The organism is Alteromonas sp. ABM1_013 (assembly GCF_056160505.1).
In genome coordinates, this window is record NZ_JBSWXH010000004.1 from 418,762 (window position 1) to 435,555 (window position 16,794).

Consider the following 16,794-nt stretch of genomic DNA (forward strand, 5'->3'; position numbering starts at 1 on the left):
ACACTTCTTCTCGCCAAGCGAATTCAGGCAATGAACAATGTCCGTAATTTGGCTGTCTGAAAAGACGTACCGTTCAAGTCAACAAGCATAAGCTTTACACATTGCTCAAAATTTAACCACATTTTTTTAACTTATTTTTTGAAATTGTGGCCAGAACATAAAATGACTCTCATTACCTGAAATGCTCAAATAATTTGAGTCACTTTAATCATCAAGGCTTACCCGTTTAACATCTTTTAACAGAATTTAAGTTACAAGTAATTACTATTACTTAGCGGTTACTTGAACCCCTTCATCAATACCTTTTAAACTTGGGTTGGCAAAACGGGTTGGTAAAAGGCCGGGCTTAATAAAGAAGCCATGTTTTGCTTCAAAAACTTTGCCTATTTTCAGCACATTTTCATCCTGCCACTTACCTCCGATAAAGCTAATACCTACTGGAAGACCTTTCACTTCACCCGCTGGTACTGTGAGATGTGGATAGCCGGCAACAGCGGCTAAATAGCCTATACCAATGAAACCAGCTGGCGAATGATCGCCATACACACCGTCGATTAAAAATGAAGGGCTGTTTGAAGGCGCAACTAATACATCCACGTCGTGTTTTGCTAGCAATGCGTCAATACCGTTTTTGCCCGCTGTATCTTGAATAAGGCGAAGGGCGCTTTGATATGCTTCGCTATCAATAGGCGCAGCGTCTAGCGACTTTTCAAAAATATCTTGATTGAATAACGCTAGCTCTCGCTCGGTTTGGTTGTTAAAAGCAATAAGCTCAGATAGATTTCTTACAGGGATCTCTGCTGGCGACCCCGACAAATATTCGTTGATGCTGTGATGGAATTCGCTGAGTAAAACATTGTAAGAGTCGGCCCAAAAGGAATCAGGCTGTGAAAAATCACTTATATCCACCAGCGTAGCACCCGATGCTTTTAACTGATTTAGCGCGCTTTCGTAAACTTCCAGTACATGAGGGTTATCACCTTGACGATACCTGACAACGCCAATGCGTTTGCCTTTTAAATCTGTTGCCAACATTTCCGATGAAGGCATGTCAGGTCGATGGGAAGCTGTATTTTCAGTAGCACTATCGCTTGCATCTTCGCCAGCCATTACCGCTATCATCAGCCATGCGTCTTGAACGTTGGTTGTCATGGGTCCGGCCGTATCTTGGCTGAATGAAATGGGTACAATGTGCGTTCTTGAAAGTAAACCAACGGTTGGCTTGAAGCCCACTACACCGTTAATAGATGCTGGGCAGATTATAGAACCATTGGTTTCAGTACCTACGGCAAGTGACGCTAATCGAAGCGACATCGCTGCGCCGGAGCCAGACGACGAACCGCATGCGCTTCTTGATAATATGTGAGGATTTCGAGTTAAGCCACCCACTGCGCTCCAACCGCTTATCGATGATTCAGAACGAAAGTTTGCCCATTCAGACAAATTTGTTTTACCTAAAATAATCGCGCCCGCTGCTTTTAGCTTCGCCACAATGGGGGCGTCTCGTCCGGTGTCGTTATTAATAAGCGCCATAGAGCCTGCCGTTGTGGGCATTTCTGCGCTCTCTATATTGTCTTTTAAAAGTACAGGGATACCGGCTAACGGGCCTAATTCCGCTCCACTGGCAAATTGTTTATCAATTGATTTAGCGTCTGCTAATGCATTGGGGTTTAGTGCTAAAACGCTATTTGTCTTTTTATCTAACTCATTAATTCGAGCTAAATACCCGCTCACTAGCTCTGCCGATGTAATATCGCCTTGAGCAATAGCTTGAGCCTGCAGGTATGCTGGCTGATCTAGCCACTTATTATTATCGCTATCTTCATAGTGCGATTGCGACACACAGGCGGTGCACAGCAAGGTTACAGCCAGTAAATACCACTGTTTCAACATAGAGCTTTCCTTAACGCATTGTTTTTATGAAAACGATGTTATGCCATGACCTTTTTACCATCATGCCTTATCTACGGTTAGGTAAAAAGTGACGGACATAAACGTATTGCTAGTTTGATATACGTTGAATCAGAAATGGTTCACTGTCTACATGATAAAATACGTATTCACAGTTTGGCGGGCGCCTTTGGCAGTTTATGAAGCAGATTATCAAGCTGATATTCATCGAGCAGTAATTGATACCGACCATCTGTAATAAAGCGATGAAGGGCTGAATTAAACTCTGCTCTCAGCTTTGGGTTGGGTATAGCCGCGCAATATATTGAGATAGGAAACAACTCGTGGAATACGGTTTCTTCTTCAACATAGGCGCTATTTTGAGACTTGAAGTAGTTGAAAATGTTTCTATCTAAAACAATCGCGTCCACGTGGTCGGCCATGAGCATATCGACCTGACGGTCTTGCCTTGCCATTTCCATATACATTGGCTCTAGCGCTAATGCTTGCTTGAACTTTTCACCTAATACCGATTGCGCCGTTTGAAACCCAATGACACGCTTACTTTTAAGATCACTGACTTCACTAAAACCAAAGTTATTTTGCGTTTTTGTCACAACAACATTTTGATAAATAATGTATGGATCGGAAAGGATAGAATCATCTACATCGTGCGCAGCGCTTTGTGTCAGGCCTATATCCACAGCGCTATCTTCTAAGAGCCGCGCAGTTCGCCCAAAAGGAACGTAGATGGGCGAAAGCGTATGCCCCATTTCTGCTAATATGGCTCTTACCAGGTCAATTTCAAAACCGCTGTGTTCTTGTGAAATAACATAGGGAGGCTTATTCCAGCCAACCACCACGTCTAATTCACGGGCTTTAGCAGGCAAAGCAATGGCAACAGCACACAAAAAAGGGATAAGAATACGCATAAAACTCCGGTTAACTTTACGATCGAACCGCATTGATAACTACTATAAGCGCATTATTGATTCATACTAGTGGACAAAAGACTAAAGCACTAAAGCCTCACGGACACAGAAAATGGTGCCTATTGTTACCGCTTTTCGCTTGCTTTCATTTTGTTTAACGCCAAGCAAAGGTACAATAACCCGCAAAGGTCCCAACGAACGATAAATATGGCTTGGCTACAACTTCGAATTAATACTTCTTCTGAATACGCGGAATCAATAGGCGACATGCTAACTGCAAATGGCTCGCAGGCGGTTACCTATGTCGACGCGAAAGACACCCCAATGTACGAACCCAAGCCGGGCGAAGTGTTACTGTGGCCAGACACACAAGTAGTGGGTTTGTTTGAAGCAGATGCGGATATGAAAAGTATTCTGCAGCGCCTAGGTAAAGCTAAAGTGCTTGGCCCAGACTTTAAATACAAGCTAGAGCCGCTTGAAGATAAAGACTGGGAACGAGAGTGGATGGATAATTTCCACCCAATGCAGTTTGGCGAGCGCCTGTGGATTTGCCCAAGCTGGCGCGACGTTCCAGACCCTGATGCCGTTAACGTTATGTTGGACCCAGGCCTTGCTTTTGGCACGGGTACGCACCCTACTACTGCACTGTGTCTACGTTGGTTAGACGGCATAGATATGACAGATAAAACTGTGGTCGATTTTGGCTGTGGTTCAGGCATTTTAGCGCTGGCAGCATTGAAACTAGGTGCTAAGCGCGTTATTGGAATTGATATTGACCCACAAGCTCTTCAAGCAACAAAAGAAAACGCGCGTCGCAATGGCGTCGAAGACCGCCTGGATGTATATCTACCAAAAGACCAACCTGAACTAGAAGCCGATGTGGTTATGGCAAATATATTGTCTGGTCCGTTACTGGAACTGCAAAGCGTTATTACTAACTATTGCAAAAAAGACGGCTTGTTAGTGCTTTCCGGCATACTGGCAGAGCAAGTAACTCGAATTGAAGACGCCTATGCTAGCGATATCACGCTTGAGCCCAGCGCCATTGATGGAGAATGGGCGCGAGTGTCGGGCAAAAAACACTAAGCGCGATTATAAAATTGACTAGACGGTTAATTTTACGTCTAGTCAAGTAAGAGTCTTTACGGTAAACCACCGCAATATTGCGACGAAAATTCATACGATAAAAATCGTCAGCATCTAATAATTTGTTAATTTTTTTCACATTACAGCCCTTTCAAATCGGGGGCTGTAAGACTTTCGTACAATATTTAGTCTAAAAATCGGCGTTAGCTTACTAATGTGACAGATTTTTTTCACTGTCAAGACCACGAAGTGAAATTTTGTGTGATTTTTAGCCTTTTCAAGCCTTGCGAAAACACGTACACTTAGCGCCCCGTTTTAGCCGGGTGTATATTTTCTGTGCAGTTTTAGATGGCGAGCTATACATTTTACAATGCGAATTGGACCTTACGAGTTAGAAAACAATTTGATGTTGGCCCCCATGGCTGGCGTAACAGACAGACCGTTTCGCCAACTTTGTAAGCGCTTAGGTGCAGGGCTTGTTGTTTCAGAAATGCTTTCGAGTAATCCGAAGGTTTGGAACACAGCCAAATCACAGGCGCGTATGAATCATGAGGGTGAAGAAGGCATTCGCTCTGTACAGATAGCTGGGGCTGACCCTGAGCTTATGGCTCAAGCGGCACAATTTAATGTAGATAACGGTGCGCAAATCATCGACATCAACATGGGTTGTCCTGCTAAAAAGGTCAATAAGAAGCTAGCAGGTTCTGCGCTGCTTCAATACCCAGACACAGTGGAAGCGATTATTAAAGCAGTAGTTAATGCTGTTGACGTACCCGTGACGCTGAAAATTCGCACCGGCTGGAACCCAGAAAATCGCAATGGGGTAGACATTGCCCGCATTGCAGAGCAAAACGGCATACAGTCGCTTGCTGTTCATGGCAGAACGCGAGCTTGTATGTATAAGGGAGAAGCGGAGTACGACACCATACGTCAAATAAAGGCGGCAATATCAATTCCGGTTATTGCAAATGGTGACATTACTTCTCCAGAGAAAGCACAAGAGGTGCTGAATTACACTGGTGCAGATGGCGTAATGATAGGTCGCGGCGCGCAAGGTAAGCCTTGGATTTTTAAACAGATCCAACATTATCTTGAAACGGGCGAGAACCTACCAGCACCGCCACTGTCAGAGTTATATGAACTCTTGCACGAGCATGTAGCTAATGTGCAGGACTTTTATGGCGACATAGCCGGTGTAAGAATTGCCCGTAAGCACGTGGGCTGGTATCTCGCGGAGCACGATACGGATCGTCAGTTTCGTAAAACGTTTAACGCTATCGATGATGCGAATGAGCAACTCGATGCACTAAATGCATATTTTCAAGCGCTGCAGACACGAGAGACCCGACAGATCTCTCCCGCAGCATAGTGATGACTAACTTAAGAGCAACACAGTATTATGTTCGATCAAAACGTGACTTCACCTTTTACTACTACAGTAACTACGCCTTCACAAACGCAAGCTCAAAAGCCACTGCGTGACTCTGTAAAGCAAGCGGTTAACAAGTACCTTAAGCAATTGGATAACGCAAACATCGATAACCTGTACGAAATGGTACTGGCTGAAGTTGAAGCGCCGCTGCTAGAAGAAGTCATGACTTACACACGCGGCAATCAAACCCGCGCTGCCATCATGATGGGCATCAACCGTGGCACACTTCGCAAGAAGCTTAAGCAATACGGCATGAACTAAGATTCCAAGGGCTTTGCCCACCAAAGAGCACCAATCGGTGCTCTTTTTGTTTCAACACTACAACATTAGAAACTTAAAATTTATGCAAACACCAAAACCAATTAAACGTGCTCTCCTTAGTGTCTCTGATAAAACCGGTATCCTCGATTTCGCGACAGCGCTGCATAACGCTGGCGTAGAACTTCTGTCGACGGGCGGTACCGCGAAACTCCTTGCTGATGCTGGCTTACCTGTGAAAGAAGTGTCTGATCACACTGGTCACCCAGAAATCATGGCAGGTCGTGTTAAAACGCTTCACCCTAAAATTCATGGCGGTATCCTTGGTCGTCGCGGTACCGATGAAGCAGTGATGGAAGAGCACAACATTGCGCCTATCGACCTTGTGGTAGTTAACCTTTACCCATTTGCTGCAACCGTGGCAAACGAAGACTGCACGCTAGAAGATGCGATTGAAAATATCGATATCGGCGGACCGACCATGGTACGTGCTGCTGCGAAAAACCATAAAGATGTGACTATTGTAGTTAATGCGTCTGACTACGCTCGCGTACTTGCTGAAATGAACGACAATAACGGCTCTTTGTCTTACAGCACACGCTTCGATTTAGCCATCAAAGCATTTGAACACACAGCTGAATACGACGGCATGATTGCGAACTATTTTGGTGCGCGTTTAGATAGCACAGGTTGTGAAGCAGACTGCGACCACCAGCATAGTGAATTCCCACGTACCTACAACATGCAGCTTACTAAGAAGCAAGACCTTCGCTATGGCGAAAATAGCCATCAAGAAGCGGCTTTCTATGTTGAAAACAACATTCAGGAAGCCTCTGTTGCTACAGCTACCCAGCTTCAAGGTAAAGAATTATCGTTTAACAACATTGCTGATACCGATGCAGCGCTAGAGTGCGTTAAGGAATTCGAAGAGCCAGCATGTGTAATCGTTAAGCACGCTAACCCGTGCGGTGTTGCTATTGGCGACGATATTCTAAGTGCCTACGACCGTGCGTTTAAAACTGACCCAACGTCTGCATTTGGCGGCATTATTGCGTTTAACCGCGAGCTTGATGCGAAAACAGCACAAGCCATTGTTGACCGTCAATTTGTAGAAGTGATTATTGCACCAACGGTAAGCGATGAAGCGAAAGAAGTCGTAAGTGCGAAGAAAAACGTACGCCTTCTAGCGTGTGGCGATTGGGCTGGCCAGCTAACTGAAGGTTATGACTTTAAACGCGTAAACGGCGGTTTATTAGTACAAGAGCGCGACTTCGGCATGGTTGAAATGGAAGACCTTGAAGTGGTGACTAAACGTAAGCCGAGCGAAGAAGAACTGCGCGACCTTATGTTCTGCTGGAAGGTAGCAAAATACGTGAAGTCTAACGCGATTGTTTACTGCAAAGACGGCATGACAGTGGGCGTGGGCGCAGGCCAAATGAGCCGTGTTTACTCTGCAAAAATTGCAGGTATTAAAGCAGCTGACGAGAACCTTGAAGTGGCTGGCTCTGTTATGGCGTCTGACGCTTTCTTCCCATTCCGCGACGGCATTGACGCTGCAGCTGAAGCTGGCATTAAGGCAGTAATTCAGCCTGGCGGCTCTATGCGCGACCAAGAAGTAATTGACGCCGCTGACGAACACGGAATTGCTATGGTGTTTACGGGCATGCGTCACTTCCGTCACTAATAAATAGTTACGCAAAATCTTTTAGTACAGGCTTAGTGAGGGAAACCAACACCTAAGTTAAACACGCAGTAAAGTGGCACTTTGTTACTTTACTGTGTGTTTGTTATTTTTCCTTAACCCTTTTTAATATGCAAAATCGAGGCGATTGCTTAGTTGTGTTGATACCTCTTTGAAGCGACAAAATTGCGAATTATTCTGCTAAGAAGTAAGTGCAAATAGGGGTTAGCTGATAGGCTTGATCTGACCCATGGTAATTTGTAGTAATAGTGTTACTAATAAATGTTATGTTTTACTAGTCCGCATAGACAATTACCTACCCTCGACAGAAAAAGGAAATAAGAATGAAAAAGTTAGCCCAATTCGTGTTAGCCGCAACACTAGGTGTGACAGCAACCTATGCAAGCGCAGATTCAATTTCTGACGCCGCGATGAGCGATATCCGCACCGATAAAGCCAAAGTGCGCGACGAATACCGCAACCCTCAGCAAACACTACGCTTTTTTGGCTTACAGCCAGACATGACTATGGTAGAAATTTCGCCAGGTGGCGGTTGGTATGCCGACATTCTTTATTCTGTTGTAAAACAAGACGGAAAATACGTTGCAGCCCACTTTTATGTAGACGATGAAACCAGCGGCTACTACAAAAAGTCGGTAGAAGGCTTTAAAGAAAAAATGAAGCCGGGCATGAAGTACGAAGGTGCAGAACTTACCGCATTCGACCCTATGAAAGCGCTAGATATTAGCGAAGCGGGCAGCGCTGATATGGTGCTAACCTTTCGCAACGTACACAACTGGTACATGCGTCACGGTGACGAAGGTATCGACAATGCGTTTGGGGCTTTCTTCAAAGCACTTAAACCAGGTGGCGTACTGGGCGTAGTGGAACATGAACTACCTGAAAGTGCAGATGATGAAGCAATGAAGAAAAGTGGCTACATGAAGCGTTCTTACGTTGTAGCTGCCGCTGAAAAAGCGGGTTTTGTACTTGAAGCAAGTAGCGATGTAAACGCAAACCCAATGGACACAGCAGACCACCCGAAAGGTGTGTGGACGCTACCCCCTCGCTTGGCACTTGATGATCAAGACAGAGAAAAATACATGGCGATTGGCGAGAGCAATCGCATGACGCTAAAATTCACCAAACCAAAATCATAATATTAAACACTCAAAACGGAACAGTTAATGAACGTACTTGTAATTGGCGGCGGTGGCCGCGAGCACGCGCTAGCGTTTAAAGCAGCGCAGTCTTCTGATGTTTCAACAGTATTTGTAGCACCTGGTAATGCGGGTACCGCTACAGAGCCTAAGCTTGAGAACGTAGCTATTGATGTTAACGACATCGCAGGCTTAGTTTCTTTTGCTCAAGGTAACGATGTTGCGCTTACTATTGTAGGCCCAGAAGCGCCGCTAGTTGCAGGTGTGGTAGATGCGTTCACTAACGCGGGTTTAATGATATTTGGTCCTACTCAAGCTGCGGCGCAGCTTGAGGGCTCAAAAGCTTTTACCAAAGATTTTTTAGCTCGCCACAATATTCCTACGGCTGAGTATCAAAACTTCACCGAAATTGACCCGGCTATTGCCTATGTTCGCGAGAAAGGCGCGCCTATCGTAGTAAAAGCTGACGGTCTTGCTGCCGGTAAAGGTGTTATCGTTGCGATGACCCTTGAAGAAGCTGAAGATGCTATTCGGGATATGCTAGCGGGCAATGCCTTTGGCGAAGCTGGCAGCCGCGTAGTTATTGAAGAATTCCTAGACGGCGAAGAAGCGTCGTTCATTGTGATGGTAGACGGTAAGAACGTACTGCCTTTTGCCACCAGCCAAGACCATAAACGTGCGGCTGACGGCGATAAAGGGCCTAACACAGGTGGTATGGGTGCTTATTCTCCTGCTCCGGTTGTTACGCAAGACATCCACGACCGCATTATGCAGGAAGTGATCATGCCGACGGTTGATGGCATGGCCGCTGAAGGTAACGACTATGTTGGCTTTTTATATGCGGGCCTAATGATTATGGCCGACGGTACACCAAAGGTCATTGAGTACAACTGTCGCTTTGGCGACCCAGAAACCCAGCCAATTATGCTGCGCTTAAAATCTGATTTGGTTCCACTTTGCCATGCAGCGTGTAAAGGCGAACTTGCGGGCAAAACCATTGAATTTGACGAGCGCGCATCGGTAGGTGTTGTACTTGCAGCTGGCGGCTACCCAGGCAACTACGACAAGGGTGACGTAATAACCGGTTTTGAAGACGCCGCGAAGCTAGATGGAAAGGTTTTCCACGCAGGTACCGCACTTCAAGACGGTGATGTGGTTACCGCTGGTGGCCGCGTGCTGTGCGCAACCGCGCTAGGTAACAACGTAACCGAAGCCCAGCAAAAAGCCTACGAGCTACTAAAAACCATTCAGTTTAAAGATGTTTATTACCGTACTGACATTGCCCACCGTGCAATTGCCCGTGAAGCTGAAGCTTAATAAGCGACACATATAATACAAATATCAAAGACGCGGCGTAGGCCGCGTTTTTTATAGTGCCTTTTTTGACTCTCACACCTAACGCTTACATAACTATCACTTAATGCGTTAAAAAGACGAAACTTTTTACTTTGACCGTCTATACTTGAACGAAATCAAAGTACAAAAGAATTCATGGTGAATGAAAACCCTTTACATACTGACAATATACCTAGCATGCTTTACCTGTACGGCGAAGAGCAGTGATACCCTCTCTGACTCAATAGGTATCAGTGGCTTTGCTAGAGTTATTGGAGGACAACTAGACACTAGCGAAGCTGAATTCCAAGGCTATTCAAATGATTTCAGTTTTTCTGAACAGTCCTTATTCGCGTTACAAGCGGACCTAAGTATTAGTGAAAAACTTAAATTGTCTGGGCAATTACTCGGGCATTCAAATGACGATAGAGATTCAGGTCTTGAGTGGCTTTATCTAACTTATAACGCGAACTCTAATTGGAGCTTTAAGTTAGGCAAATTAAGAACTCCATTTTTTCGCTACAGCGACGTACTTGACGTGGGCTTCGCTTATCCTTGGATTACGCCTCCCGAACAAGTTTACGGCGGCTTTTTATTTTCAAACTATGAGGGCTTAAGCGCAACGTATCGCATTCACTTCAATAAATTGAATGTAGAAGTTGAAGCTTATTACGGCACTTATGACGGTACTTTTGACCGTGCAGGTGAAGAAACAGCCATTGAAGTAAACGATATTCGGGGGCTTATATTAGGCATATCTAAAGGCGGCTTTCGCGCGCGGGCTTCAGCCATAGTGTCATCTGACTTCTTCGCAGACATCCCCGGCTTTCAAGACTTTGCGACACTCTTAGAGCTTGCCGGGTACACAGAAAACGCCAACGTTTTTCGATTTGATTCAGACGCAGTGGCGTATCAAGCAAGCCTGCAATATGACTCTCTTGATTATTTTGTTTACTCTGAAGTTATTAAAATTGAATCAGATTTAATCAGTGTCCCCGAAGTTAATGCATACTACCTGACTCTTGGGTATCACTTTGATGAGTTTCAAATATTTACTACTATTGCTTCTGCAAATAGCAGTAATGATGTTCCAACAAATCAAATTCCGAAGGGACAATCACCACAACTCACTTCATTGTCTTTTGCCTATGACGCAATAGTCGATAGTCTTCCGCGCTATGACCTTGATTCACTTTCAGTAGGGCTTCGCTGGGACTTTAGACACAATATGTCAGCCAAAGCTGAGGTAACTTGGTTAAGCGGTGAGGAGGGGCAGAACTCATTTTATTCAGAAATTAAGGATCCGAGCTTCGATAGAAATGCGGTACTCACCCAATTTGCACTAGAGTGGGTGTTCTAATGAAAACTCGCACGCTATTGTTTGCCATTCTTTTTGCTATGTTTGCTTCATTCGCAAGGTGCGAAGAAGTCATCATTGTTGCTAACTTGGAAGCGCAAGACGCTCCAACTGAAAAATGGCAAATTCGAGACATCTTTATGGGTAATTCTTCTGACTGGGATATAGAGCCTGTAGGATTGCAACCACCCAATACCGCTAGGACAATATTCAACACTAAGTTTATTGCGCTTACGGAATCCCGTATTCAGGGGTATTGGGCACAAATGCGTTTTAGTGGAAGAAAAACTCCACCAAAAGAGTTTCGTTCTCAAGAAGAAGCGTTGGCATATGTACTAAACAATAAAAACTCAATGACGTATGTTTTATCAACCACCGAAGTGCCCCAAGGCCTTGTTGTTTTGTTTAGAGAACAGTAACCAGCTACGGCTTTGTCTAGCGGTAATTCGATAATTGAATATGTGAGTATCCACAGCCAGTGGATAAAGTTTATCTTATAGCAATACACTGGCTGAAGGGGGCGCGCGAACTCCTTTTTAAGGCTCAAACGCCTTAATTTAGGTCTTCACTACTTCGCTAAAGTCACTTTCCCAAACACAGACGCATCCTTAAACCCCAGGTTTTTATCACCATTCACTGGAGTTATCTCGTGCGAGCCTAAAAAGTGTTCTCTGTCACCGCCATCGGCGTCACAGTAGGCCAACATAAAGCCCAGCGCCATATCTTCTTTTAAGGTTAATGGTGAGTTGTCTTTTCCGTGCTGATAACTATCGTCAAATACACGCACAGCCGCTTCCCAATAAATCTTATGAGGCGCCGATATATCTCGCTGCCATTTGTTTTCAACGTGATTGTTATACAGCTGCGGCACGGCTTCACCCGCTTCATTCGGACCAATATCAACAACTTGGTTGTCTAGCGCTAAGTGATAAGCGAACGCGTTGTAGTTATTAAAGTGATCGCCACCAGAGGCATCCGCATCAATAAAGACTTCTAGGCAATCATCATCCCAATATCGTTCAAGCGGGTTGGCATAGGTATCTGAGAGGTGGTTGTCTTCTATTTCTGCTAAAAGGTACAGCGCCTTTTTATCCCATCGTAGTTTATATCTACCAGAAAAGTCACTGGGCTCGGGCCTGGTGCCCCACATCAGCGAGGTCATGTCGTGCCAATCACCTTCTTTCCATGCAGCATCATTTGCTACGCCATCAATAACGGGGGCATTTGCGGTAAACATAATACTGTCCGGCTTCGCCTGTGCTGCCGGGGCAAGCATAGCGACAAGTAATGTAGAGGTGAATGCTGATACTAGGGGTTTAGTACTTTTCAATTGAATACGCTCTTAGTTTGCCTTCCTGACGTTTAAACTAACATGTTTTGAGCCCTACTGCGTTTCAAAAAACACCACAGCAGCGCCTCACTTTGTGAGAAGCATTACCAATTTATCGCCGTTATTGATATAACAAGGTTAATTCTTGAATCATAAATTTAGCTATGTCATTTCGAAACGCGTGCTATCACATTCTTGCTCCCGCTAGCGAAGCCCACGAATACAAAAAACGTAGCAAGTTGTTTGATATATTGCTTATTGCGCTGATCATCGTAAATGTAGCGGCCATGATGCTAGAAACCGTGCCGGGTATTCCCGCCCTTTGGCAGCGAGAGCTGCATATCATTGAGGTCGTTTCGGTACTTATTTTCACCGTTGAATACATACTTCGCGTTTACAGCAGTGCATCGGCGCCTCCCAGTGTTTCCAAAGCTAGCGGCACTTCCAAAGCTAACGGCACTTCCCAAGAAAAAACGACGGCATGGCAAAAACGTTGGGCTTATATAAAAAGTCCTATGGCACTGGTGGATTTAATGGCGATCCTACCTTTTTACTTAAGCGTTTTCGTGGCGTTTGATTTACGTATATTACGGGTTTTCAGAGTACTTCGAATTTTGAAAATTGGTCGCTATTCCCGTTCAATGCAAACCCTTATCACCGTATTGCGCAACGAGTCGCATAGCCTCATCGCCGCTATTAGCGTACTTCTGCTTTTCACTGTTATCGCCGCAACGTGTATTTACTATATTGAACACACTGCGCAGCCCAACGTTTTCAGCAGTATTCCAGCGTCTTTATGGTGGGCTCTGGTCACGCTAACGACCGTGGGTTATGGCGATGCCGTTCCCGTTACAGCATTAGGCAAGGTATTTGGTGGGCTTATAACCATCATGGGCATATGCTTTTACGCCTTACCAGCGGGTATTTTATCTTCAAGCTACACCACCCAAATGCAGTTAAAACGTGATCGGTTTAAAGATACGGTGCAAAGTGTGTTAGACGATGGAAAGTTGAGTGAGCATGACATCCATCATTTAGACCACGTACGAGCTTTACTTGATTTAGATGAAGAAGAAGCAAAATTAATTGTCCGTTTGTTGCAGCATCATCACGAAGGACGTAAAAGGTGATTACATGTAGGCTCACAAGCAAATTCACGCCCGAAATTCGATAATATGCAGGTAGTCGTCCCCTTGATTCTTGTCGCGCATCAGCTTATAACTAGTACCCGTCATTTCTAAAAAGAATTCCTATGTCTGTTAAACACCCTATTATTGCTATAACAGGTTCTTCTGGCGCGGGTACTACTACCACGACCAATGCTATTCGCCATATTTTCAGGAACTTAAATGTTAATGCTGCAGTAGTTGGCGGTGATAGTTTCCATCGTTTCACTCGCCCAGAAATGGAAGTAGAAATTCGTAAAGCCCAAGAACAAGGCAGGCATATCAGCTATTTTGGCCCTAAAGCCAACGACTTTGAACTGCTGGAAACGCTTTTTAGAGAATATGGCAGTTCGGGGACGGGACAGTTTAGGCAATACCTTCACACCTTTGATGAAGCCGTTCCTTTTAACCAGATGCCGGGGACCTTTACACCGTGGCAAGATTTACCTCAAAACACTGATTTGCTGTTTTATGAAGGTTTACATGGCGGCGTTAAAACTGAAGAAAATGACGTCGCAAAGCACGTAGACTTGCTGGTTGGCATGGTGCCGATAGTAAACCTTGAGTGGATTCAAAAAATTGTGCGCGATACCACTGACCGCGGCCATTCTCGTGAAGCGGTGATGAGCAGTATTGTTCGCGGCCTAGACGATTATTTCCACTATATTACGCCGCAGTTTTCTCGCACCCACGTTAACTTTCAGCGCGTACCGACCGTTGATACCTCGAACCCTTTCAGCGCTAGGGAAATTCCCACCCAAGATGAAAGCTTTGTTGTAGTACGCTTCAGACGAGAAATGAAGAATGTCGACTATCCTTACTTGCTTCAAATGATTGACGGTTCATTTATGTCGCGTATCAATACGCTAGTGGTGCCAGGTGGTAAAATTGCGTTGGCAATGGAACTTATCCTAACTCCGCTGCTTGAAGATATTTTGAATAAAAAGCGAAGAGCCGGCCATCAGATGGATTGGCTTAATACCGACGAGTAGCCTCAGGTTATATACACCACTTCTATAGGCATATATTTAAAACATTAAGTCGTAATGGCTATTCCTCTGCGTCAGTCTAGGTTTATAACTGCTTAGCTTTTTTTGACTAAGCTTTTTAACCCAGTTCTATGACCGTCGGGCATCTATTATGACTACATTTCAAAGCCAGCAGATTTGGATAGATCAGCAAGACCTTTCTAACACGAAAGTTGTTCACTGCGATATAAACGTAAGCGATTTACAGCAAGACGAAGTATTGCTTGAGACCGATAGCTTCGGCTTCTCTGCCAATAACATCACCTATGCGGCGCTGGGTTTTAAAATGGGTTATTGGGGCTTCTTTCCACCACAAAGTGATGACAATGGTGATAACCCAAACGGCTTCGGAATAGTACCTGTTTGGGGCTTTGCCACAGTCAAAGCCTCGAACCACCCTAATATTCGCGAAGGTGAGAAAGTGTTTGGTTACCTTCCTATGGCGAGCCACTGGGTGATAAAGGCTGGTAAAGTCGCATCTCATGGCTTTTCTGACATTCACGAACAACGCAAAAGCATTAGCCCCGTTTACGACCAATACCTACGCTGTGCAGCGGACCCTGGCTACAACAAAGACCGTGAGGCATGGCAGTTAAATTTCAGGCCTCTTTATATGACCTCGTTTGTGCTTGATGACTATGTGGCAGAGAAAGCAAAGGGTGAAACCTTACTGTTATCTAGCGCTTCAAGTAAAACCGCGTTGGGTACAGCACAGTTACTAAAAGATCAAAAATCGTCACGAAACGCCAGCTATCAAGTGGTAGGGTTAACCTCTCAGTCTAATGTGGATATGGTCAAAGCGTCTGACTGCTACGATGCGGTGTATAGCTATGATGACCTTAATGCGCTTACGAGTGATAAAAGCGGCTCACGCTACTGGCTTCTTGATTTCGCGGCTAACGGCACGCTAATTAATAACCTTAGCGAGCTGCTTGGCGATAGTTTAAGCGAGGTAACGTTAATTGGTGCAACAGATTGGAAAGCCGAAGAGAAGCCCAACCCCAAACTGCTTAATGCAGAGGTTTTCTTCGCACCAGCACGCGTAAAACTGCGCCAAGGGGAATGGGGGCATGAGGCCTTTTTAGCGAAATACGCGGCTGCATGGCAGCGCTTCGCCTTAAAAGTTAGCGATCAGTTCTTCGAACAGTCGCACCAGGGCACTAATGCTATAACACAGTTATATCTGGAGACACTTAACGGCACGGCAAATACTAAAGCCCTTAATATCGCTACTTTTGATTAGCGTTACTTTGATTAGCGTTACATAGCAACATGGGGCCGTATCCGCTTTAGACACTATTTGTAACAAACATGCGCTATCTTTTACGCTTTTGTCGCTTTTGTATTTCACATCTTGTGGTTATAGTGAAACAAACGTAAAACAAAAGGTATGAGTATGGGTCAGGAAACCTCTAAAATTCTCGTTGTCGATGATGACATGCGTCTGCGAAGCCTATTAGAGCGCTACTTGCTAGAACAAGGCTATCAAGTTCGCAGTGCGGCCAACGCAGAGCAAATGGATAGACTGCTTGAGCGCGAGAATTTTCACCTTATGGTTTTAGATCTTATGCTACCTGGCGAAGATGGTTTATCTATTTGTCGCCGTCTGCGTCAACAAGAAAACGACATGCCCATTATTATGCTTACTGCAAAGGGCGATGAAGTTGACCGCATTATTGGCCTTGAAATGGGTGCAGATGATTATTTGCCTAAGCCATTTAACCCGCGCGAGCTTTTAGCCCGCGCTAAAGCAGTATTGCGCAGGCGCAGCAGCGAAGCGCCGGGCGCGCCGTCTAAAGACGTGCAAATTGTGGAGTTCGGCAATTACAAACTTAATCTCGCCACCCGGGAGATGACAGCAGGCGATACGCCGCTCACTCTGACAAGCGGCGAGTTTGCAGTATTAAAGTCTTTGGTTACTCACCCCCGCGAGCCATTGTCACGAGACAAGCTGATGAACTTAGCGCGAGGCCGAGACTACAGCGCCCTAGAACGCAGTATTGATGTTCAAGTTTCTCGCCTTCGGAGAATGCTCGAGGACGACCCAGCCAATCCGCGCTACATTCAAACTGTGTGGGGATTGGGCTACGTATTCGTGCCTGATGGCGAACAAGTTTAGCACCTATGATGGATACGGCG

15 protein-coding genes are annotated in these 16,794 nt (G+C 45.2%); 12 read left to right on the forward strand and 3 right to left on the reverse strand.

What is annotated here, in order from left to right; all coding sequences use genetic code 11:
• Positions 1-267: 267 nt before the first annotated feature.
• Complete coding sequence (locus tag ACXAGK_RS13750) at positions 268-1,893, reverse strand: amidase (RefSeq protein ID WP_474856665.1); 1,626 nt, start codon at positions 1,891-1,893, stop codon at positions 268-270.
• 167 nt (positions 1,894-2,060) lie between these two features.
• On the reverse strand, positions 2,061-2,822 hold the full coding sequence (locus ACXAGK_RS13755) for a substrate-binding periplasmic protein (protein ID WP_474856666.1): 762 nt from the start codon (positions 2,820-2,822) through the stop codon (positions 2,061-2,063).
• 207 nt (positions 2,823-3,029) lie between these two features.
• Between ACXAGK_RS13755 and prmA the strand changes: the two genes are divergently transcribed.
• From prmA to ACXAGK_RS13795, 8 genes are all read left to right on the forward strand, one after another.
• Complete coding sequence (gene prmA / locus ACXAGK_RS13760) at positions 3,030-3,908, forward strand: 50S ribosomal protein L11 methyltransferase (RefSeq protein WP_474856667.1); 879 nt, start codon at positions 3,030-3,032, stop codon at positions 3,906-3,908.
• Between the two features lie 370 nt (positions 3,909-4,278).
• A complete protein-coding gene (gene dusB / locus ACXAGK_RS13765; RefSeq protein ID WP_474803715.1) occupies positions 4,279-5,277 on the forward strand; it encodes a tRNA dihydrouridine synthase DusB in 999 nt (332 codons plus the stop codon).
• Positions 5,278-5,307: 30 nt separating this feature from the next.
• Positions 5,308-5,601, forward strand: coding sequence for a DNA-binding transcriptional regulator Fis (gene fis, locus ACXAGK_RS13770; RefSeq protein ID WP_012520109.1), 294 nt, complete (start codon positions 5,308-5,310; stop codon positions 5,599-5,601).
• 82 nt (positions 5,602-5,683) lie between these two features.
• A complete protein-coding gene (gene purH / locus ACXAGK_RS13775) occupies positions 5,684-7,282 on the forward strand; it encodes a bifunctional phosphoribosylaminoimidazolecarboxamide formyltransferase/IMP cyclohydrolase (protein WP_474856668.1) in 1,599 nt (532 codons plus the stop codon).
• 341 nt (positions 7,283-7,623) lie between these two features.
• Complete coding sequence (locus ACXAGK_RS13780; protein ID WP_474856669.1) at positions 7,624-8,439, forward strand: class I SAM-dependent methyltransferase; 816 nt, start codon at positions 7,624-7,626, stop codon at positions 8,437-8,439.
• Positions 8,440-8,466: 27 nt separating this feature from the next.
• Positions 8,467-9,756 carry a phosphoribosylamine--glycine ligase gene (gene purD, locus ACXAGK_RS13785; RefSeq protein WP_474856670.1) on the forward strand — a complete coding sequence of 430 codons (1,290 nt, stop codon included), beginning with the start codon at positions 8,467-8,469 and terminating at the stop codon, positions 9,754-9,756.
• 181 nt (positions 9,757-9,937) lie between these two features.
• Entirely contained in the window at positions 9,938-11,134 is a 1,197-nt protein-coding gene (locus ACXAGK_RS13790; protein WP_474856671.1) for a hypothetical protein, read from the forward strand.
• On the forward strand, positions 11,134-11,550 hold the full coding sequence (locus tag ACXAGK_RS13795; protein ID WP_474856672.1) for a hypothetical protein: 417 nt from the start codon (positions 11,134-11,136) through the stop codon (positions 11,548-11,550). Before ACXAGK_RS13790 ends, ACXAGK_RS13795 begins: the two co-directional genes overlap by 1 nt.
• Positions 11,551-11,699: 149 nt before the next feature.
• Here ACXAGK_RS13795 and ACXAGK_RS13800 read toward each other — a convergent pair whose 3' ends face one another.
• Positions 11,700-12,461, reverse strand: a complete 762-nt coding sequence (locus ACXAGK_RS13800; protein WP_474856673.1) for a sugar-binding protein — start codon at positions 12,459-12,461, stop codon at positions 11,700-11,702.
• 164 nt (positions 12,462-12,625) lie between these two features.
• Between ACXAGK_RS13800 and ACXAGK_RS13805 the strand changes: the two genes are divergently transcribed.
• The 4 genes from ACXAGK_RS13805 (at position 12,626) to ompR (ending at position 16,774) form a co-directional block, all read left to right on the forward strand.
• Entirely contained in the window at positions 12,626-13,591 is a 966-nt protein-coding gene (locus ACXAGK_RS13805) for an ion transporter (RefSeq protein WP_474856674.1), read from the forward strand.
• Between the two features lie 122 nt (positions 13,592-13,713).
• The gene (locus ACXAGK_RS13810) at positions 13,714-14,619 is read left to right on the forward strand and encodes a phosphoribulokinase (protein WP_474803640.1); all 906 of its coding nucleotides are present in this window, start codon (positions 13,714-13,716) and stop codon (positions 14,617-14,619) included.
• 148 nt (positions 14,620-14,767) lie between these two features.
• Complete coding sequence (locus ACXAGK_RS13815) at positions 14,768-15,898, forward strand: DUF2855 family protein (protein ID WP_474856675.1); 1,131 nt, start codon at positions 14,768-14,770, stop codon at positions 15,896-15,898.
• Positions 15,899-16,051: 153 nt separating this feature from the next.
• The gene (gene ompR / locus ACXAGK_RS13820; protein ID WP_118491268.1) at positions 16,052-16,774 is read left to right on the forward strand and encodes an osmolarity response regulator transcription factor OmpR; all 723 of its coding nucleotides are present in this window, start codon (positions 16,052-16,054) and stop codon (positions 16,772-16,774) included.
• The last annotated feature ends 20 nt before the right edge of the window (positions 16,775-16,794 follow it).

Bases quoted from the DNA above. Each gene is read 5' to 3' on its own strand.
- ompR (WP_118491268.1), top strand. From the start codon at position 16,052: ATGGGTCAGGAAACCTCTAAAATTCTCGTTGTCGATGATGACATGCGT.
- dusB (WP_474803715.1), top strand. From the start codon at position 4,279: ATGCGAATTGGACCTTACGAGTTAGAAAACAATTTGATGTTGGCCCCC.
- ACXAGK_RS13815 (WP_474856675.1), top strand. From the start codon at position 14,768: ATGACTACATTTCAAAGCCAGCAGATTTGGATAGATCAGCAAGACCTT.
- prmA (WP_474856667.1), top strand. From the start codon at position 3,030: ATGGCTTGGCTACAACTTCGAATTAATACTTCTTCTGAATACGCGGAA.
- ACXAGK_RS13790 (WP_474856671.1), top strand. From the start codon at position 9,938: ATGAAAACCCTTTACATACTGACAATATACCTAGCATGCTTTACCTGT.
- ACXAGK_RS13810 (WP_474803640.1), top strand. From the start codon at position 13,714: ATGTCTGTTAAACACCCTATTATTGCTATAACAGGTTCTTCTGGCGCG.
- ACXAGK_RS13750 (WP_474856665.1), bottom strand. From the start codon at position 1,893: ATGTTGAAACAGTGGTATTTACTGGCTGTAACCTTGCTGTGCACCGCC.
- ACXAGK_RS13805 (WP_474856674.1), top strand. From the start codon at position 12,626: ATGTCATTTCGAAACGCGTGCTATCACATTCTTGCTCCCGCTAGCGAA.
- purD (WP_474856670.1), top strand. From the start codon at position 8,467: ATGAACGTACTTGTAATTGGCGGCGGTGGCCGCGAGCACGCGCTAGCG.
- purH (WP_474856668.1), top strand. From the start codon at position 5,684: ATGCAAACACCAAAACCAATTAAACGTGCTCTCCTTAGTGTCTCTGAT.
- ACXAGK_RS13755 (WP_474856666.1), bottom strand. From the start codon at position 2,822: ATGCGTATTCTTATCCCTTTTTTGTGTGCTGTTGCCATTGCTTTGCCT.
- ACXAGK_RS13780 (WP_474856669.1), top strand. From the start codon at position 7,624: ATGAAAAAGTTAGCCCAATTCGTGTTAGCCGCAACACTAGGTGTGACA.
- fis (WP_012520109.1), top strand. From the start codon at position 5,308: ATGTTCGATCAAAACGTGACTTCACCTTTTACTACTACAGTAACTACG.
- ACXAGK_RS13795 (WP_474856672.1), top strand. From the start codon at position 11,134: ATGAAAACTCGCACGCTATTGTTTGCCATTCTTTTTGCTATGTTTGCT.